Annotated in this window: 20 protein-coding genes; 12 read left to right on the top strand and 8 right to left on the bottom strand. The window is 35.1% G+C overall.

The annotated features are described in order from the left end of the window. Nucleotides 1–449 precede the first annotated feature (449 nt). Nucleotides 450–1,043, top strand: coding sequence for a DedA family protein (locus ABH959_RS18270; protein WP_002091181.1), 594 nt, complete (start codon nt 450–452; stop codon nt 1,041–1,043). A 13-nt stretch (nt 1,044–1,056) separates the two neighbouring features. Here ABH959_RS18270 and ABH959_RS18265 read toward each other — a convergent pair whose 3' ends face one another. From ABH959_RS18265 to ABH959_RS18255, 3 genes are all read right to left on the bottom strand, one after another. After that, complete coding sequence (locus ABH959_RS18265; RefSeq protein ID WP_002091176.1) at nt 1,057–1,485, bottom strand: EamA family transporter; 429 nt, start codon at nt 1,483–1,485, stop codon at nt 1,057–1,059. A gap of 108 nt (nt 1,486–1,593) precedes the next feature. Further along, nucleotides 1,594–1,740 (bottom strand): BH0509 family protein, encoded by a 147-nt coding sequence (locus ABH959_RS18260; RefSeq protein WP_000817786.1) that lies wholly within the window; start codon nt 1,738–1,740, stop codon nt 1,594–1,596. A 156-nt stretch (nt 1,741–1,896) separates the two neighbouring features. Further along, on the bottom strand, nt 1,897–2,313 hold the full coding sequence (locus ABH959_RS18255) for a pyridoxamine 5'-phosphate oxidase family protein (protein WP_113937972.1): 417 nt from the start codon (nt 2,311–2,313) through the stop codon (nt 1,897–1,899). 177 nt (nt 2,314–2,490) lie between these two features. Here ABH959_RS18255 and cax point away from each other — a divergent pair, with 177 nt between their 5' ends. Together cax and ABH959_RS18245 are read left to right on the top strand one after the other, a co-directional pair. Beyond that, nucleotides 2,491–3,546: a calcium/proton exchanger gene (gene cax / locus ABH959_RS18250; RefSeq protein ID WP_113937971.1), complete on the top strand. Its 1,056-nt coding sequence runs from the start codon at nt 2,491–2,493 to the stop codon at nt 3,544–3,546. A gap of 81 nt (nt 3,547–3,627) precedes the next feature. Further along, nucleotides 3,628–4,425 (top strand): YfkD famly protein, encoded by a 798-nt coding sequence (locus ABH959_RS18245; protein ID WP_002091172.1) that lies wholly within the window; start codon nt 3,628–3,630, stop codon nt 4,423–4,425. 37 nt (nt 4,426–4,462) lie between these two features. On the opposite strand, the gene yfkAB is transcribed toward ABH959_RS18245, so the two are convergent. Then, the gene (gene yfkAB / locus ABH959_RS18240) at nt 4,463–5,590 is read right to left on the bottom strand and encodes a radical SAM/CxCxxxxC motif protein YfkAB (protein ID WP_002125019.1); all 1,128 of its coding nucleotides are present in this window, start codon (nt 5,588–5,590) and stop codon (nt 4,463–4,465) included. Between the two features lie 213 nt (nt 5,591–5,803). On the opposite strand from yfkAB, the gene ABH959_RS18235 reads away from it, so the two are divergent. From ABH959_RS18235 to truA, 6 genes are all read left to right on the top strand, one after another. Further along, a complete protein-coding gene (locus tag ABH959_RS18235) occupies nt 5,804–5,986 on the top strand; it encodes an SE1561 family protein (protein WP_002010264.1) in 183 nt (60 codons plus the stop codon). A 356-nt stretch (nt 5,987–6,342) separates the two neighbouring features. After that, the gene (gene fumA / locus ABH959_RS18230) at nt 6,343–7,866 is read left to right on the top strand and encodes a class I fumarate hydratase (protein WP_195743495.1); all 1,524 of its coding nucleotides are present in this window, start codon (nt 6,343–6,345) and stop codon (nt 7,864–7,866) included. A 126-nt stretch (nt 7,867–7,992) separates the two neighbouring features. Continuing rightward, nucleotides 7,993–8,775, top strand: coding sequence for a delta-lactam-biosynthetic de-N-acetylase (gene pdaA / locus ABH959_RS18225; RefSeq protein WP_404493019.1), 783 nt, complete (start codon nt 7,993–7,995; stop codon nt 8,773–8,775). A gap of 59 nt (nt 8,776–8,834) precedes the next feature. Further along, nucleotides 8,835–9,698, top strand: a complete 864-nt coding sequence (locus ABH959_RS18220; protein ID WP_085308942.1) for a DNA-3-methyladenine glycosylase family protein — start codon at nt 8,835–8,837, stop codon at nt 9,696–9,698. Nucleotides 9,699–9,708: 10 nt separating this feature from the next. Beyond that, complete coding sequence (rlmD, locus tag ABH959_RS18215) at nt 9,709–11,088, top strand: 23S rRNA (uracil(1939)-C(5))-methyltransferase RlmD (RefSeq protein WP_219300347.1); 1,380 nt, start codon at nt 9,709–9,711, stop codon at nt 11,086–11,088. Between the two features lie 83 nt (nt 11,089–11,171). After that, nucleotides 11,172–11,909: a tRNA pseudouridine(38-40) synthase TruA gene (truA, locus tag ABH959_RS18210; RefSeq protein WP_404449287.1), complete on the top strand. Its 738-nt coding sequence runs from the start codon at nt 11,172–11,174 to the stop codon at nt 11,907–11,909. 46 nt (nt 11,910–11,955) lie between these two features. Here the strand turns inward: truA and ABH959_RS18205 are convergent, their stop codons facing one another. From ABH959_RS18205 to ABH959_RS18195, 3 genes are all read right to left on the bottom strand, one after another. Continuing rightward, a complete protein-coding gene (locus ABH959_RS18205; protein WP_002091161.1) occupies nt 11,956–12,300 on the bottom strand; it encodes a DUF4064 domain-containing protein in 345 nt (114 codons plus the stop codon). Nucleotides 12,301–12,626: 326 nt separating this feature from the next. After that, the gene (locus tag ABH959_RS18200) at nt 12,627–12,830 is read right to left on the bottom strand and encodes a hypothetical protein (RefSeq protein WP_002091158.1); all 204 of its coding nucleotides are present in this window, start codon (nt 12,828–12,830) and stop codon (nt 12,627–12,629) included. Nucleotides 12,831–12,914: 84 nt separating this feature from the next. Beyond that, nucleotides 12,915–14,318: a sigma-54 interaction domain-containing protein gene (locus ABH959_RS18195; RefSeq protein ID WP_404493018.1), complete on the bottom strand. Its 1,404-nt coding sequence runs from the start codon at nt 14,316–14,318 to the stop codon at nt 12,915–12,917. Between the two features lie 301 nt (nt 14,319–14,619). Here ABH959_RS18195 and ABH959_RS18190 point away from each other — a divergent pair, with 301 nt between their 5' ends. The 3 genes from ABH959_RS18190 (at nt 14,620) to ABH959_RS18180 (ending at nt 17,789) form a co-directional block, all read left to right on the top strand. Continuing rightward, a complete protein-coding gene (locus ABH959_RS18190; protein ID WP_002010281.1) occupies nt 14,620–14,874 on the top strand; it encodes a biotin/lipoyl attachment domain-containing protein in 255 nt (84 codons plus the stop codon). A gap of 105 nt (nt 14,875–14,979) precedes the next feature. Beyond that, nucleotides 14,980–16,401, top strand: a complete 1,422-nt coding sequence (locus ABH959_RS18185) for an amino acid permease (protein WP_404457931.1) — start codon at nt 14,980–14,982, stop codon at nt 16,399–16,401. 113 nt (nt 16,402–16,514) lie between these two features. Next, complete coding sequence (locus ABH959_RS18180) at nt 16,515–17,789, top strand: acetylornithine deacetylase (protein WP_404493017.1); 1,275 nt, start codon at nt 16,515–16,517, stop codon at nt 17,787–17,789. Nucleotides 17,790–17,886: 97 nt separating this feature from the next. On the opposite strand, the gene ABH959_RS18175 is transcribed toward ABH959_RS18180, so the two are convergent. Next, complete coding sequence (locus ABH959_RS18175; protein ID WP_002091151.1) at nt 17,887–18,540, bottom strand: helix-turn-helix domain-containing protein; 654 nt, start codon at nt 18,538–18,540, stop codon at nt 17,887–17,889. Nucleotides 18,541–18,583: the final 43 nt, after the last annotated feature.

Genomic DNA, 18,583 nt, shown 5'->3' with positions numbered 1-18,583 from the left:
TGATGTTGTATGTAAAAGGGTGCATGTTACTCTAATAGGTAGAAGTTGCATTATATAGACCAAACTATGTTTTTGCTAGATATATCATTTTTCTTGAGAGTTAAACCGTTGCAAAAAGTAACTTCCCTTTATTGTAACAAAAAAATAAGCCTATGAATTTTTATTTTTTTATCTCGCTATTTATAGGCAGTAAGACTCCTACACCAAAATTTAGCGAATGCAGGGAAGCTAAGTAGGAGCCCTGCTGCCCGTAAAATCCCGATTGGTTCAGGCTAATAATCAGTTGGGATTGATAAAAAAAACCACTGATTAAATCTCTGTTTAAGGAATGGAATAGAAGTAGAGTTCATTATAAAAACAATGTATAGTGAATATGTATACCATGTTTGTCTTAAAGATAGAATGGGCACAATATGGAATAACGATCGTGTATAGGATGTGTCTTCCGAATGGAACAACATATTGGCGAGTTAATCGCACATTATGGATATTTTGGAATTATTATAGCTTTAGCTGGCGGGATTGTTGGATTACCTATACCGGATGAGTTTTTATTGACTTTTATCGGATATAACATTTCAAAAGGAGTTATGTCAGGAACAGCTGCTTTTTTAAGTGGAATGGCAGGTGCAATGCTTGGCATTACATTAAGTTACATATTAGGTTTAAAACTTGGGCTCCCTGTTTTAAAAAAATATGGTCCGAAAGTTAGAATTAAGGAACATCATATTGAAAAAACACATATTTTATTTGAAAAATACGGTCCATTTCTTTTAATGATTGGCTACTTTATACCGGGAGTACGTCATTTAACAGCATATTTTGCTGGAGTTTCAAATTTAACATTGTGGCGGTTTTGTTTGTATGCTTACGGTGGTGCACTAATTTGGATAAGTGTTTTTATTGGATTAGGTTGGAAACTGGGAGAGAAGTGGCGCTTTGTTGAATATAGTTTCCATCATTATGGAATATGGATTTTATTAGTTTCGGCAATTGTAACATTTATTGTGTGGATTTACATAAGGAAAAGAAAAAACCGCTAATAATAGCGGTTTTTTAGCTGAAAGCAACAAATAATACACCAGCTGTAATAAAGACTACACCAATACCAGTCATAAAGTTTAACTTTTCACCTAATATAATCATCGCGAGAATAATGGAAAATACTACGCTTAATTTATCGATAGGTGCTACTTGTGAAACTTTTCCTGTTTTTAATGCAAGAAAATAAAATAGCCATGACGAAGCACCAGCGATTCCACTTAATGTGATAAATAGCAGTGCTTTTTTATTTAGGAGGACATCACCGATATTTTGAAATTTACCTTGTATAATAATAACTCCTACCATAAATAATGCCATAATAATAGAGCGAATCGTTGTTGCAACGTTGGCATCGATTCCATCTAAGCCAATCTTTCCAAAAATAGATACGAGGGCAGCAGCAATTGCTGATAATAGTGCGAATAATAGCCATGAACTCATAGTGAAATTCCTCCAATCTTACATTATTATACATGAAAATCATTCTCATGTATAAAAAACGAAATAAACCCCCGCCCTATATTTTTAATAAGGTGGGGGTTTATTATACTACTCTGCTATTTCTTCATATAAAAAGTACGTTACATTATAAATATGCTCTACTTCATCGTCTGTCATAAATAATAATTCGTCACGTTCAATCCCTTTTTTCTTTTCAATAAACTCAATCATGTTTTTTCGTTCTTCTCTTTTCATCAATTTTTATTTCTCCCCTCAATCTGTTTTAATACAGTTTATTTAAGTTACTGCTATTATATAACAGAATCTTTAGAAAGTTCCACCTATTTTATTGTTTTTTTCAGAAGAACCTTTCGACAAAACAAGCCCACCTAAGGTGGGCTTATTTTTATTTTATAGTCGTAAAAACTCGGGCTCGGTCGCACCAGCACTATCGATGTAATAAATTGTATCAGGATTGATTTTTATTAGTACGTAATTAGGATCTTCCGAACCGAGTAACCAGCGTTTTAAGCTATTAGTCCAAAATTTATTTTTTAATGTTTGATCTTCTTCGATGGAAGCGATACCTTCAACTTCAATGTAATCTTCATCTAATTTCTTTCCCTCTCGTCCAAGTAGTACGTGCACATTTGGATTCTTCTCGATATCTGTTATCTTTTTTGAATTTCGATCTGTTGCAACATATAGTACAAAATCTTCGTGGAAAAACATCATAAAGGCACCATGTGGCTTATCGTTACGTACAGTAGATAATATACCTGTTCGTTGACCTTGAATAATAGTTGCGATTTTTTCTTTTAAGTGCATGCTTTTAACCTCTTTTCAATTTTTAATTCTTTCTGTCTAAACAAGACAATTTAAATATCTTTCATACTGTTTTCTTCAATTCGATTTTTTAAACGTAATTGTGATGAAATCGGACAAGTTAGGAGAAGAATAATAATAATATTGAGGAGAAATACAGAAGATGGAAGGATGGAAAGCATGTTTAATAAAATATTTCTTATAGTAGCGCTTATAGGTGTACCACTTTCTGTACTCGGAAAAACATTGCATTGGCCTCAAACAATTATGTTTGCTGTATATTGCATTACGATTATCGCATTAGCGGGGTTTATGGGGAGAGCAACAGAAAGTTTAGCAATTGTTTCTGGACCTCGGATAGGTGGATTATTAAATGCTACTTTTGGTAATGCGGTTGAACTTATCATTTCAATTTTCGCACTTCAAGCAGGATTAATTGAAGTAGTGCTAGCATCTTTAACTGGTTCTGTACTTGGAAACTTACTATTAGTAGGAGGGCTATCCTTCTTTATAGGAGGCCTTAAATATAAAAGACAAAGCTTTAATGTTTACGATGCAAGGCATAATTCAGCTTTATTAATATTTGCTGTTGTCGTAGCTTTTGTTATTCCAGAGATTTTTTCAATGAAAATGGATGCTGGAAAGACGTATCAATTAAGTATTGGTGTTTCTATTATTATGATCATTATGTACCTTGCTGCATTGCTATTTAAGTTAGTTACACACCGCGGTGTATATCAACATAAGAGCGATGAAGAAGTACATGAGGAGGAGCCTGAGTGGTCGAAAGGTAAAGCGCTACTCGTTTTAGCGATAGCAACAATTGCGGTAGCTTATGTTTCAGAGGCACTCGTACATACTTTTGAAACGGTTGCAAAGTCATTTGGCTGGTCAGAGTTATTTATAGGGGTTATCATCGTTGCGATTGTTGGTAATGCAGCAGAACATGCATCTGCAATTATTATGGCGTATAAAAATAAAGTGAATATCGCCGTTGAAATTGCAGTAGGTTCTACATTACAAATCGCCATGTTTGTTGCTCCTGTGTTAGTACTTCTTTCGATGTTTTTTGCACAAAAGATGCCGTTAGTATTTACAATACCAGAGCTTGTTTCCATGATTACAGCTGTTTTCTTAACTATTGCTATTTCAAATGATGGGGATACAAACTGGTTTGAAGGAGGCACTTTATTAGCTGCGTATGTCATTATGGGAATTGGTTTTTATTTATTATGAAAAATAGGGATAACAATGTGTTTGAGGGAAAACAATAAATACAGTAATTTATATACCTTTACGTAGGAAGGAGCCTGACAGGTGAAACGAGTGTACAGCATATGTCTTTCAACTATGGTCTCGTTTATTTTATTATTTCCTAACAGTAGTTTTGCAAAGACGACAGTAGAAGTAAAAATGCCTTCATCTGTTTTAAATATTTCAAAAGATAATACATTTCCAAATGATGCACAAGATTTACCACGTTTACAGCCGAGTAAGTTTGCTCAAGAATTATTGAAAACAACAAATATTAAAATTGAAAACCCAGATTTAATTCGAATGTTTAATGAAACGACAATTTCGAATGCACCGCTTGCAGTAGGGTACCGAGCGAAAATTTATTTAGGGCAATGGGCATTAAATTATGAGTCAATAGACACATCGATTAATTGGGAATATAAGCAAGTAAATCGAAATGTATATGATAATCGCGGAGGGGATCGCTTATACCCACTTCGCTATAAGCAAGAAACCCAAAAGACAATCGAAGGTGATTTAACAGCAGATATGAAAGATACTACAGATGTGAAAAAAATGATGCTTCTAAAAGCGCTTGAAAAAGTACAATTGCCACTTTCATTTAAAACAACCATTGGTTATGGTACCGGACATGAGCGTGTTTATAATATTAGTCCAAGTCAACTTGGATATTTATATGCGTATACACCAGCAGTAAATGAAAAAGGAAAAGTAACATTTGGAGAAGTCTACCTTGTGTTAAAAGGGAATCAAAAAAAGCTTGTCGTGAAAAATATTACATCTCAAGGAATCGGAGCTGCAATTCCAATTCATGATCATTTATTTTTTAAATTTGTTTCTTCATCGCATGCACAATGAAATAAAAAACGTCAGCCTATAAGCTGACGTTTTTTATTTATAACATAATGTTTGATGTTTTTGATAAGAAATCTTCTTTTGGATAGTAGCTATTTTTTACAAGAACATTCGGTCCAAGGCATTTCACAGCAGGACAATGGCAACTTAATGATTTTGCTGTTTTTGAGTCACACCATTTGTCGTAAGCTTCTTGTAGTGTATTTGTTTGTACATTACCTAGAAGCGGGACATCACCGAAGTCGGTCACGATAATATTTCCATCGAAAATATTTACGTTCAAACGAGAACGACCATCTGGATCATTGCGGACAGTTACATTTTTACTTTCATGTAATTTCTTTAGTGTAGCTAAATCGTGTTCATTATCACTACATGCATAGAAAGGTAATGTTCCGAATAACATCCACACATTTTCATCACGGATCTCTAATAAATGTTCAACTGCATTTCGAATTTCTTCTTTTGTTAAAATTTCAAGTGTGCTAGCGAAGTCACTCGGATACATCGGGTGCACTTCATGACGTTTACAGCCCATTTCTTCAACGATTTGACGGTGAATATGTTCAATATGTGGTAGAGTTCGTTTGTTTAACATAGTTTCGGCTGATACGAGTACACCTGCCTCTGATAGAGCTTTACTATTTGTAATCATTCTTTCAAATAATTTAGCGCGCTGTTCATAAGTAGGCTTACGCTCCATCATTGCAAATCCGCCTTCAACGAAGTCATCGATTGTTCCCCAATTATGTGAAATGTGCAATACATCTAAGTAGGGAATAATTTGTTCGTAACGTGCTAAATCTATAGTTAAGTTTGAGTTGATTTGAGTGCGAACGCCTCGTTCATGGGCGTATTTTAAGAGTGGTGTTACATAGTTGTCGACGGATTTTTTTGAAAGCATAGGTTCTCCGCCTGTAATACTTAAAGAACGTAAATGAGGAATCTCATCTAATCGTTTTAATAAAAGCTCCATCGGAAGCGGGTTTGGATCTTTCGGCTGTAATGTGTAACCAACAGCGCAATGCTCGCAACGCATATTGCATAACGTCGTCGTTGTAAACTCAACGTTTGTTAATAGTAGTTTGCCGTACTCTTCAAGGTCCATATACGCTTCCCATGGATCGTAAGAAGGAGTAATCGGCTTCATTATTTGTGATATCGTCATATGAAATACTCCTTTGACTATTGAAATAACAATTTGTCCATTCTCTATAATAGAAGAATATGTGCTTTTTATAAAGTGAAACTTTTTTGTGAAAAAAGAGAGAGGGCTTACATTATAATGAATTACTGCGACAAAATTGATGAAATTACATGCCCATAGCAATCATTTTTGCGGTATAATAAAAGCAACTCGAATTAAAAGGAGAGTGCCTTCATGGGAAAAGCAATTCAAGGTAAAGATTCACAACTAGTATATTTGAAAGAACGTTTAAATATGTTCATTGAAGTAATTGATACGATTGAACCAGAAGAGGTAGAATTAGAAGATGTAGATCGTCTTCTTGCAATGTTAGATGAATTAGAACTGAAATGTGAGCAATTTAAAAAAGACGAATAATATATTAAAAAGGCTGCCACTACAAAATTGGCAGCCTTTTTCTGTACGGATAATAGAAGGAATATAGAAAAAAAGGTATAATCAAGTTGTGAAAAATTTCATTTAACCTTTAATGGCGTGAAATAAAGTGAAACTTTACTCAGTGGGGAGTTCATTCCCCACTGAGTATTAGCCTTCACCAATCGGGCGTTTACGGGCAGTTGATCTCCAACCTAACTTCTTTGCTCCACCTGAATTTTGAGGTGGGAGTCTTACTGCCCGCAAATAGCGGGATAAATAAACAGCTGAAGAGTATAACAATGGAATTTTCATTTCATAACGTTTTGGTAGCGTTCACAATTGAGGGGGAAGTAACAATGGAAAAGCTTCAAGAAAGCATGTATCAACTAATTGTTGAAACGTCAACGAACTTACCGAAAGATGTTCGTCGCGCAATTCAACAAGCGAAAGAACGAGAAAATGCAGGGACTCGTTCAGCGATGGCACTTGGCACAATTACAAATAACATTAAAATGGCAGATGATAATATCTCGCCAATTTGCCAAGATACAGGGATGCCAACGTTTAAAATTTATACACCAGTTGGTGTGAATCAATTAAAACTGAAGGAAGCTATCTATAGTGCGCTTGAGCGGGCGACAAAAGATGGTAAACTTCGTCCAAACTCTGTTGATTCTCTTTTTGGAGACAATAGCGGAAACAATTTAGGACCAGGTACACCTGTTATTAAGTTTGAACAATGGGAAAAAGATTACATTGATGCACGTTTAATTTTAAAGGGCGGCGGTTGTGAAAATAAAAATATTCAATATAGCCTGCCTTGTGAAATAGAAGGACTTGGACGAGCTGGGCGTGATTTAGAAGGAATTCGTAAATGCCTTCTTCATGCAGTATATCAAGCGCAAGGTCAAGGGTGTAGCGCAGGAGTAATCGGCGTCGGTATCGGGGGAGACCGCACATCAGGTTACGAATTAGCAAAAAATCAATTATTCCGTACATTAGATGATGTAAATCCAGTTCCAGAATTACACAAGCTTGAAGAGTATGTATTAGAGAATGCAAATAAGCTTGGCATTGGTACGATGGGATTTGGCGGAGAAACAACTTTATTAGGTTGCAAAGTTGGAGTATATAATCGTTTGCCAGCAAGCTTCTACGTATCTGTTGCGTATAATTGTTGGGCATATCGTCGTCTTGGCGTAACAATTCATCCTGAAACAGGTGAAATTATGGATTGGTTATACCAAGAAGGTGAAGATACACTTCAACAAGACGCTGCGCAAGAACAAACAGAGCAGCGTGAAATCGTATTACAAGCTCCAATTACAGAAGAGCAAATTCGTGAACTTCGTGTTGGTGATGTTGTTACAATTAACGGCATGATGTATACAGGACGTGATGCGATTCATAAACATTTAATGGATAACGATTGTCCAGTAGATTTAAAGGGACAAATTATTTATCATTGTGGTCCAGTTGTAGTGAAAGATGAAAATGATAATTGGCAAATTAAAGCGGCAGGTCCAACGACAAGTATTCGTGAAGAGCCATATCAAGGCGATATTATGAAAAAGTTCGGTATTCGTGCTGTAATTGGTAAAGGCGGTATGGGTGCTAAAACATTAGCAGCTTTAGAAGAACACGGTGGTGTGTACTTAAATGCAATTGGTGGTGCAGCGCAATATTATGCTGAATGTATTAAAGAAGTGAAAGATGTTGATTTCTTACAATTCGGTATCCCAGAAGCAATGTGGCATTTACGTATCGATGGTTTTAAAGCAGTTGTAACGATGGATTCTCATGGGAAAAGCCTACATGCTGATGTTGATAAAACATCACTTGAAAAATTGGCGAGCTTTAAAGAACCTGTATTTAAGTAAAGAGAAATACACCTCGAATCATTCGAGGTGTATTTTTTTGGTATATATAGAAAAACATGTTCAGCATGAAAGAAAGAGTGAAAACAGAAACTACAGGTACGATTATATATGGAAAGGAGACTATTTATGAAATATAAATGGTTATATATAGGTCTCATTTTTTCAATTATGATGGCACTTGTTCCAGTTTCAACATTTGCTTATACGAATACACCACATAACTGGGGGATCCCACGCCCTAAAAATGAAACGGTGCCAGATGCAGGGAAATTATATACAGAATTACTACAAAAAAATGGTGGATTTTACTTAGGTGATACGAAGAAAAAAGACATTTATTTAACATTCGATAATGGATACGAAAATGGATATACAGGAAAGATTTTAGATGTACTGAAGGAGAAAAAAGTACCTGCAACTTTCTTTGTGACGGGGCACTATATAAAAACACAAAAAGATTTATTATTAAGAATGAAAAATGAAGGACATATTATTGGTAATCATTCTTGGAGTCACCCTGATTTTACAGCAGTAAACGATGCAAAGCTTCGTGAAGAATTAACAAGTGTAACGGAAGAAATTAAAAAAGTGACAGGACAAAAAGAAGTGAAATATGTACGTCCTCCGCGAGGCGTGTTTAGTGAACGAACGCTAGCTCTTACGAAAGAAATGGGATACTATAATGTGTTTTGGTCGCTTGCATTTCTTGATTGGAAAGTAGATCAGCAAAGAGGATGGCAATACGCTCATAATAATGTAATGACTATGATTCATCCAGGATCTGTTTTGTTACTTCATGCAATATCAAAAGATAATGCAGAAGCACTTGCGAAAATCATTGATGATTTGCGCGAGAAAGGGTATCATTTTAAAAGCCTAGATGATTTAGTAAAAAGCAATCAACCGTAAGCATGTATGCTTGCGGTTTTCTCATGCTATAATGATGTGTAAAAAGGATGGGGAAACGTATGTGGAGCGAACATGTTACGTTAGAATATCCGTACCATTTTGAGGAAGTACTAAAGCGTTTATCTTTCGACCCGTTAAACGTCATTCAATTAGACGAGAAAGTAATTTATGTCCCGCTTTTTATAGACGAAGAACAGATTGTTGTTCGTTTGCAAGGGATTGGTACTGTTCAAAATCCACAGTTTTGGATCTCTAGTCAGGCAGGAGATCAAGAGAAAGTAATGAAACGAATGAGGTCCATTTTTCACTGGAATGAACCGTTTCAAAATATACAAAATCATTTTTTAAACACATCATTACGTCCACTATTTGAAACATATGCTTATACTCCAATTATTTTAGAATTCGATTATTTCGCTTGTCTTCTTCGCTGTATTATTCATCAACAAATAAATTTGAAATTTGCTACTGTGCTAACAGATCAATTTGTAAAGCGATATGGGACAGAGAAGAACGGCGTTTTCTTTTTCCCAACACCAGAAAGAGTAGCGAACATTTCAATAGAAGAATTGAGAGAGCAGAAGTTTAGTCAGCGAAAAGCCGAATATATAGTAGGATTAGCAAAACATATTGTAGGCGGTAAATTAGATTTAGCAAGGATAGAAAACGAAACAGAAGAAGAAGTATCGGCACAATTGTTACCAATAAGGGGTATTGGGGCATGGACAGTGCAAAACTTTTTAATGTTTGGGCTTGGTCGGAAAAATATGTTTCCAAAAGCAGACATTGGAATTCAGCGCGCAGTGCAAGGTGTATTTCAATTAGATGATAAGCCTGATGATGCATTTTTAGAAAAAGTGAAACAAGAGTGTGAACCATATTGCAGTTATGCAGCGTTATATTTATGGAAAAGTATAGAGTAGAGGTGTAATAATGATACAAAAGCAACAAGAGAGTAAGTTGGAAGTTGGTCAAACGTTTCCTGTGACAATTAAACGTCTTGGGATTAACGGAGAAGGCGTTGGTTATTTTAAGAGACAAGTTGTTTTCATTCCAGGGGCATTGCCAGGAGAAGAAGTTGTTGCTGAAGCAACGAAAATTCAGCGTGGCTTCGCTGAAGCGAAAGTGAAAAAAGTTCGTAAATCATCACCACATCGTGTGAAAGCACCATGTTCAGTATATGAGGAGTGTGGTGGCTGTCAATTACAGCATCTAGATTATAAAGAACAATTAAATCAAAAGCGTGATATCGTTGTACAAGCATTCGAGAAGTATATGAATGACAGTCTAGAAGAGAAAATTCGCCCGACGCTTGGTATGGAAAATCCATGGCATTATCGTAATAAAAGTCAATTGCAAGTGGGGCGTAAAGACGAAAAGGTTATTACAGGGTTATATAAGCAAAACTCACATCAGTTAATTGATATTTCTCATTGCATGATTCAACATAAAGCAACGAATGAAGCGACAAAAGTTGTAAGACGTATATTAGAAAAATTAAATGTTTCTATTTACAATGAGAAAAAACAAAAAGGTTTAGTACGCACAATTGTGACACGTACTGCAGTTCAAACAGGGGAAGTGCAAGTCACACTTATTACAACAAAAGAAGAATTACCAAATAAAGATCAATTTATCGCAGAAGTACAAAAACAAATGCCAAGTGTTAAATCAATTATGCAAAACGTAAACTGGCGTAAAACATCTGTTATTTTCGGTGATAAAACATTTAAATTAGCTGGAAAAGAAGTAATTCAAGAAACACTAGGTGATTTATCATTTGAATTATCAGCACGAGCATTCTTCCAATTAAATCCAGAACAAACTGTTGTTTTATACGATGAAGCGAAAAAAGCAGCTGCTTTAACAGGAAACGAGAAGATTGTGGATGCGTATTGCGGTGTCGGTACAATTGGACTTTGGCTTGCGAATGATGCAGCGGAAGTACGTGGTATGGATGTAATTCCAGAAGCGATTGAAGATGCAAAGAAAAATGCAAAACGCCACGGATTCACAAATGCAAAGTATGAAGCTGGTAAAGCGGAACAATGGTTACCAAAATGGGTGAAAGAAGGCTGGAGTCCAGATGTCATTGTTGTCGATCCACCGCGTACAGGTTGCGATGATAAATTACTTGAAACGATTTTAAAAGTGAAACCGAAACAAGTTGTTTACGTGTCTTGTAATCCATCCTCATTAGCACGTGATGTGCAAACATTAATGAAGAGTTATGAAGTGGAGTATGTGCAACCAGTTGATATGTTCCCGCATACCGCTCATGTAGAAAATGTAGTGAAACTTGTTAGAAAGTAACATTCAATAAGGATATGTCCCTCACAAAGCAGGAGCTATGTGAGGGTATATTTTATTTAGCGAATGGAAGTAAGGAGAATACGATGAACAATTATAAATTGACGATTCAATATGACGGTGCGCGTTATAAAGGGTGGCAACGTCTTGGGAATAATGACAATACGATTCAAGGGAAAATCGAAAGTATAATATCTGAAATGGTCGGAAAAGAAACTGAAATTATCGGCTGTAGTAGAACGGATGCTGGTGTACACGCTTTGAACCAAGTAGCTAACTTTCAAAGTGATGAGAAGTTAGTAGAAAATAAAGTGAAAAAGTATTTAAATCAATATTTACCAAATGATATTAGTATTACGAGTGTAGAAGAAGTACCAGATCGTTTCCATGCTCGTTACAATTCTAAAGCAAAAACATATCTTTATAAAATTTGGAATGAAGAGCATACGAACCCATTTATGCGTAAATACAGCATGCACGTGAATAAACAATTAAATGTGAAAAGCATGAAAGAAGCTGCGAAACATTTAATTGGTTCACATGACTTCACTGCTTTTTCAAATGCAAAGTCTAAGAAAAAATCTATGGTTCGAGAAGTGTATACACTTGATGTTTCCGAAGAATCAGGATTTGTACAAATTAGAGTAAGTGGTAACGGATTCCTTCATAACATGGTGCGGAAAATTGTTGGAGCATTAATTGAAGTTGGATTAGGACAATTAGAGGCGGACGCAATTCCAAACATTTTAGAGGAAAAACAACGTAATCAAATTAATTGTCTTGCTGAGGCGAGTGGATTGTACTTGGAGAAGATTGAGTTTTAGAAAAGATATGAATAAGAAAAAAGCACTCATTTGAGTGCTTCTTCTTTTATGCTGATGCAGTAGTCTTATCTTTTCGGAAAATCCCCATTAATCCGCCGATTAATAATAAAACACCTGGTAATAAGTAAACAATAGAAATACAAATAAATCCACCAATGGCAGCGATAGTCATCATAATGCCACCTACTTTAGCTTTGCTCTTAACCATAACACATCCAACAATCCCCAATATTGAAAGAGCTACAGCAGCCCAGCCTAATCCAATAATTTGATTAGCTCCGTCAGCTTCAACTGCTGCTCCTATGCCTCCGATAAATAAAGCAATGAATGCACATAAAATCCCGAATATACCACCAATTAATCCTAATACAAATTCTGCTGTTCTTTTCATAGTAACCACCTTTTAGAAAATATTTATTAGCTTTTTCATCCAACTCACAATTTGTTAGTTCAACAAAATGAACTACATGTTATTAACATAAGTGAAGTTTATATAAACAATCTTCAAAGATGTTGAAATGTCAGATTTAGAACTTACATGATAACAAATATAATGAAAACAAAATGTCGAAATTTGTCGATTTTACTAAAGTACATTTTTTCAGTATATAACTAATTTTGAGTTAAATTTCAAATCATTGAGATAAAGAGAGTAGAATGAAAAAACACGAGAGCGGTAACCGTCTCGTGTTTTTTATGATAATTAACTTTGTTCGTTTAAGAAGATTTTTCTCTTTTCATACGTAGCTTCAAATTCCAAAAAGCAGCAAGCATAATAGCTGCAAAGGAGCCGCTAATTGTGGCTAATAGCTTTGCATAAGGAAAGCTGTTCATATCAATATTAATGAATAACATCATACATAGAACGGCAGGAAGAAGGTATAAGTATTGTAATAACTTTAATTTTTTATCATTACTCATATATATCGCCCCTTTCTATCATGTCACATGTAAATTATAACATATTTTTCCAAATGGTTACTTGTACTTGGAGAAAGATTCATTTCATATGTGTAAGTGCAATTTTTTAATTCGATATTGTAAGTTTTGTCTACTCAATCCTAAAAATTTTGCGGCTTGTGAGATATTACCTTTATTTTCTTTAAGAATTTGATGGATATATTTCTTTTCCATTTCTTCGATTATACGTTTTAAAGTTTGTGGCGTATCAGTATTGTGACTAGTTAGCGGAGTCTGCATATTCAGTTCCTTTTTTGCTAGTTCGCGAAAGTGCGTTGGCATATGGAACGCTGTAATGATATCTTTATCTTCTATTAAGTTCATGGAGCCTTCAATTATATGTTCTAGTTCTCTCACATTACCAGGCCAATCGTATTTATAGAAGAAGTTATTTACGTTTAAATCTACATCTTTTACGCTAAGATCAAATTGGATATTGTATTTTTCAATAAAGTGTTGAACAAGATATGTAATATCTTCTTTTCGTTCCCGTAAAGGTGGAAGACATAAAGTAACAACGCTTAATCGGTAATATAAGTCTTGTCTTAATCGATTGTGTGCTATGGCTTCAAGAGGATCTTCATTAATAGTTGCTATAATACGAACATCAATTTCTTTTTCTTGCGCCCCCCCAATTCTTCGTATTGTTTTCTCTTGTATAGCACGCAATAATTTAGCTTGAAGTGCTGGGCTTAATGAGTTGATTTCATCTAATAACAAAGTTCCCCCATTTGCCTCTTCAAATAAACCAGGTTTATCTATTGCTCCTGTAAAAGCACCTCGATTTGTACCAAATAGTAAACTTTCCATTAAGGTTTCTGGTATAGCGGCACAGTTTTGCGAAATAAATGGTTTTGTTGAACGCTGGCTTTCATTATGGATGCTTTGCGCAAATAGCTCTTTACCGGTCCCTGTTTCCCCGATGATAAGTATGGAGGATGGCGTACGTATTACTCTCTTTGCTTCTGTAATGACCGATTGAATAGCTCTAGAATCACCAATTATGTGATCAAAGGTAAACTTAGTATTTTGTTTTCGAGAAAGGTTCGTTTTCATTGTTTGCTTTAAATGACTAATCTCTTTTGAAATTTCAATAGCGCCTTTAATTTTTCCATTTTCTATTATAGGAAAAGTATCGTTAATCGTCGTAATCTCTTGTCCTTTATTGTTAAAATACGTTTGTTTTATATTTTTGTTTGTTTTTCCAAGTTTTAAAGCCTCTATAAGAGTACTATTTTTATTTTCTTCAAATGCAAATACTTCTAAAGGATTTTTATCTAGCACATCTAAGCGATCCATTGATTCAATTTCCATCATTTTACGGTTATAGATAATCGTTTTACTTTCCTCATTAATAATATGGATCCCAATATCTAGTTCATTGAGTAAAGTTTCGTATAGCACATTCATTTCAATAATCTTTTTAAAATTGATTTCTTCTGTATGCATGTATTATCTTCTCCTCGTTATACCCTATGAAGACTGACTTTTTATAATTTTATTAAAATTCTTATAAAATCGCAAAATTTTTTTGCTATTTTCTCTTAAAAATTTTCAAATGATAGAAAAATTTTGCGGTTATGCAGATTTTTTTCGTAAGAAATCCTAATTTTACATAGGTATTAAGGTTGGTACGTATTTTGCATGAATAGTAGTTAAGATCTCTAAATTTAAAGAGTAGGGGGATTATGAATCTTTATAGTGTATGCAACGTTTCAGTTTCAATTAATAAGAGGGAGGAATTTATAAAGTGAAGACGGTTATAGAAGGCGTATATAGTCCTTGTTACGGGAAAGTAGAGAAATTATTTGTTACTGAAAGTTCTTACGTATATGAGTGGGAAAAATTAGCGTTAATTGAAACAATAGATAAGCAGCAGGTGGAAATTAAAGTGGGAATCAGTGGTTATATCGAATCATTAGAAGTGGTAGAAGGACAAGCTATCGCTGATCAAAAACTATTAATAACAGTGAGGGATGACCTTTTAATAACAGGTAGTGATTAATAGTAGTAATATGTATTTTGCTCTTTTAAATAATTATTTTTACTATGAAGAATTTTAAAAACGCTTACATTAAATGGGTTTGCAAAGTGAAAAGGGGGGATTTATATGATGGATCAAAACCAGGGATTAAAAAGAGAATTGAAAAGTCGGCACATATTTATGATTGCACTCGGAGGGGTTATTGGTACTGGGCTTTTTTTAGGATCCAGTTATACAATTCATGAAGCTGGACCTGGAGGAGCGATTGTAGCGTATCTTGTCGGTGGATTTGTTATGTATTTAACGATGCTCTGTCTTGGAGAGTTAGCGGTTGCGATGCCTGATGCAGGATCGTATCAAACATATGCTACAAAACATATTTCACCTGCAGCGGGTTATGTAGTGGGATGGATGTCGTGGCTAAACTGGACGGCTACGATAGGCATTGAATTAATTGCAGTTAGTATATTAATGAAACGTTGGTTTCCAGATGTACCATCATGGATTTGGTGCGTAGTGTTTGCCGTATTGCTCTTTGTTATTAATGCGTTATCTTCAAGAAGTTTTGCGGAGGTTGAATTCTGGTTTGCAAGTATTAAAGTAATTACAATTATTGCATTTATCATTTTGGGCGGGGCAGCAATGTTTGGTTTTCTAGATATGAAAGGAAATGAACCAGCGCCGATGTTTTCTAGCTTTACTGATTATGGTGGATTGTTCCCAAATGGGTTATCAGCCATTTTAATTACGATGATTGCAGTTAATTTTTCCTTCCAAGGAACAGAACTAGTTGGTATTGCAGCTGGTGAGAGTGAAAATCCAGAGAAAACTATCCCGAAGGCAATTAATAATACAGTTTGGCGCATACTTATTTTCTTTGTACTATCTATTTTTATTCTTGCGGGACTATTTCCTTGGCAGCAAGCAGGAGTGATAGAAAGTCCATTCGTAGTTGTATTTGATAAAATTGGTATTCCTTATGCGGCTGATATTATAAATTTTGTTATTATTACAGCTGTACTATCAGTTGCGAATTCAGGATTATATGCAACTTCCCGTATGCTATGGTCTATGTCTAATCAAGGAATGATTAGCCCGATTTTTGGTAAGTTATCTAAAAACGGTGTTCCTATTTATGCATTGATTGTAAGTACGTTTGTAGGGTGTCTCTCATTACTATCAGGTATTTATGCGGAAGATACAGTTTATTTATGGCTTCTTTCTATTGCTGGGTTTGGAGCGATATTAGTTTGGGCATCTATTGCTTTATCTAACCTATTAGCTAGAAGGACATACGTGAAGCAAGGGGGAGATATTAAGGATTTGAAATTTAAAACACCACTGTATCCATTTGTTCCAATTCTTGCTTTAGTATTAAATTTAACAGTAATTGTAGCTATGGCTTTTATTCCAGAACAAAGAATGGCATTATATTGTGGTATTCCATTTATGATCGTTTGTTTACTGTTTTACCGTGCTACAAGAAGTAAGAAAAGTAAAATAGAACATATCGAAAAGATGAATACAACAGAATTAGAAAGTTTATAGTTGAAATTGAATTTATAATAACAAGGAATTTAGAGACTGTAGAATTGTAAACAGTCTCTTTTTTTGTAAAAATAAAGCTGGAAACATACTACGTATGCAAAGGGGAATTAGCAATGAATCAAGAAGTTTCACAGCTATTAAAACAGATTGATTTACGAAAAGACGAGCTACTAGAACTTACAAAAGCTTTAATTCGCTTTGAAACACCAGCACCACCAGCAAGAAATACAAATGAGGCGCAAGAATTTGTGGCAGAGTTTCTAAAAAAACGAAATTTTAGTATTGATAAGTGGGATGTATATCCGAATGATCCGAATGTTGTTGGAGTGAAAAAAGGGACAGCAAGTGAGTCACATAAAAGTCTCATTATTAATGGACATATAGATGTTGCAGAAGTATCAAAGGACGAACCGTGGGAAACAAAGCCGTTTGAGCCGTTTATAAAAGATGGTTGGTTAGTTGGGAGAGGCGCGGCAGATATGAAAGGTGGACTAGCTGGAGCCTTATTTGCTATTCAGCTTTTAGAAGAAGTGGGGATTGAATTACCTGGAGATTTAATTTTTCAATCGGTAATTGGCGAAGAAGTAGGAGAAGCAGGGACACTTCAATGTTGTAAGCGTGGTTATGATGCTGATTTTGCAGTAGTAGTTGATACAAGTAATTTACATATGCAAGGGCAGGGCGGCGTAATTACTGGATGGATTACAGTGAAAAGCCCGCAAACGTTTCATGATGCAACACGTAGACAAATGATCCATGCTGGAGGACGTCTATTTGGAGCGAGTGCGATTGAGAAAATGATGAAGATTGTCCAAAGCTTACAAGAATTAGAGCGTCATTGGGCAGTCATGAAAACATATGAAGGCTATCCATCTGGAACAACAACAATTAATCCAGCTGTTATTGAAGGAGGACGTCATGCGGCATTTATTGCGGATGAGTGCCGATTGTGGATAACCGTACATTTTTATCCAAATGAAACGCATGAACAAATAATAGAAGAAATAGAAGAGTATTTAGGAAAAGTGGCAGCAGCAGATCCATGGTTAAGCGAGAACCCACCACAATTTAAGTGGGGCGGAGAATCAATGATTGTGGATCGTGGCGAAATTTTTCCTTCTTTAGAAGTAGATAGCGAACATGTTGCTGTAAAAACGCTAAGTTCAGTACATGAATCTATTTTATCTAAAAATGCAATTTTAAATATGTCAGCAACGGTAACTGATGGCGGATGGTTTAGTGAGTTTAACATTCCAGCTGTTATTTACGGACCAGGTACATTAGAAGAAGCTTATTCAATAAATGAGAAAGTTGAAGTTGAGCAGTTAATTGAATTTACAAAAGTAATAACAGCGTTCATATATGAATGGTGTCATACAAAAAAATAGATTAGTATATTGAAATTGTACAGGTATGTACTTGTACGCTTTTTTAGTGAACTATTTCAGAGTTGAACATAAACAACTGAAATAGTTCTTTATTTTTCTATGTTTTTCGTTTTATTTCAATTAATTTCTCTTTAGCTAATTCAACGGCAATCGCATCATCTAAATAGCCGATTGGAAAAAGATAATCGGGGATAATGTCTGTTGATAAAATGAAATATAGTAAGGCACCCCCAATAATTGCACGCTCTTCGGTTGAAATGGTTTCTGTACAAAATTGTTGGTACATATTTGTTAATTGCTCAATGAAAGGACCAGCACTATCAATTTGTTCTATTTTACTTTTGAAACTCTCGTGAATACGTTTTTCGCCTTCAGTAGTTTGAGCATAGCGCTCGTAATTTTCAAGTTCTTGTTTTACACGAGTTGTTGTGTATTCGAAGTCGAATAGGTTAGAGGATTGTAATGTTTGTTGAATTGTATCGAGAGATGTGTACATATCTGCTTTTTCCTTATTTATGTGTGGAGAGTCAGGGTACATTTCATCAAGTAATAATTGCGGTGGAACTTGTAGACAGTTTGCGAATTTTTGTAAATGGTTTTGCTTCGGTTGTTGTTTGCCATTAATTATTCTTGAAATTGTTGCAGGATCAATATTTGTAAGTGTTCCTAGTTGGCGCATAGATAGAGCCCGCTCCTTTAACAGTTTCTTTATTAATTTACCGAGCCGCTCATTTGGATTTTCATTGGGCATAATGTAGGCACTCCTTTTCTATTGTCTATCGTTGAAAAAATGT

It is taken from the genome of Bacillus sp. RC51 (assembly GCF_044908115.1).
Lineage (GTDB): Bacteria > Bacillota > Bacilli > Bacillales > Bacillaceae_G > Bacillus_A > Bacillus_A mycoides.
Note: the sequence above shows the minus strand (reverse complement) of the source record. Positions and strands in the feature narration are given on the sequence as shown.

Coding starts and splice junctions, on each gene's coding strand:
- ABH959_RS18270 (WP_002091181.1), top strand. CDS start 450: ATGGAACAACATATTGGCGAGTTAATCGCACATTATGGATATTTTGGA.
- ABH959_RS18265 (WP_002091176.1), bottom strand. CDS start 1,485: ATGAGTTCATGGCTATTATTCGCACTATTATCAGCAATTGCTGCTGCC.
- ABH959_RS18260 (WP_000817786.1), bottom strand. CDS start 1,740: ATGAAAAGAGAAGAACGAAAAAACATGATTGAGTTTATTGAAAAGAAA.
- ABH959_RS18255 (WP_113937972.1), bottom strand. CDS start 2,313: ATGCACTTAAAAGAAAAAATCGCAACTATTATTCAAGGTCAACGAACA.
- cax (WP_113937971.1), top strand. CDS start 2,491: ATGTTTAATAAAATATTTCTTATAGTAGCGCTTATAGGTGTACCACTT.
- yfkAB (WP_002125019.1), bottom strand. CDS start 5,590: ATGACGATATCACAAATAATGAAGCCGATTACTCCTTCTTACGATCCA.
- ABH959_RS18235 (WP_002010264.1), top strand. CDS start 5,804: ATGGGAAAAGCAATTCAAGGTAAAGATTCACAACTAGTATATTTGAAA.
- fumA (WP_195743495.1), top strand. CDS start 6,343: ATGGAAAAGCTTCAAGAAAGCATGTATCAACTAATTGTTGAAACGTCA.
- pdaA (WP_404493019.1), top strand. CDS start 7,993: ATGAAATATAAATGGTTATATATAGGTCTCATTTTTTCAATTATGATG.
- ABH959_RS18220 (WP_085308942.1), top strand. CDS start 8,835: ATGTGGAGCGAACATGTTACGTTAGAATATCCGTACCATTTTGAGGAA.
- rlmD (WP_219300347.1), top strand. CDS start 9,709: ATGATACAAAAGCAACAAGAGAGTAAGTTGGAAGTTGGTCAAACGTTT.
- truA (WP_404449287.1), top strand. CDS start 11,172: ATGAACAATTATAAATTGACGATTCAATATGACGGTGCGCGTTATAAA.
- ABH959_RS18205 (WP_002091161.1), bottom strand. CDS start 12,300: ATGAAAAGAACAGCAGAATTTGTATTAGGATTAATTGGTGGTATATTC.
- ABH959_RS18200 (WP_002091158.1), bottom strand. CDS start 12,830: ATGAGTAATGATAAAAAATTAAAGTTATTACAATACTTATACCTTCTT.
- ABH959_RS18195 (WP_404493018.1), bottom strand. CDS start 14,318: ATGCATACAGAAGAAATCAATTTTAAAAAGATTATTGAAATGAATGTG.
- ABH959_RS18185 (WP_404457931.1), top strand. CDS start 14,980: ATGATGGATCAAAACCAGGGATTAAAAAGAGAATTGAAAAGTCGGCAC.
- ABH959_RS18180 (WP_404493017.1), top strand. CDS start 16,515: ATGAATCAAGAAGTTTCACAGCTATTAAAACAGATTGATTTACGAAAA.
- ABH959_RS18175 (WP_002091151.1), bottom strand. CDS start 18,540: ATGCCCAATGAAAATCCAAATGAGCGGCTCGGTAAATTAATAAAGAAA.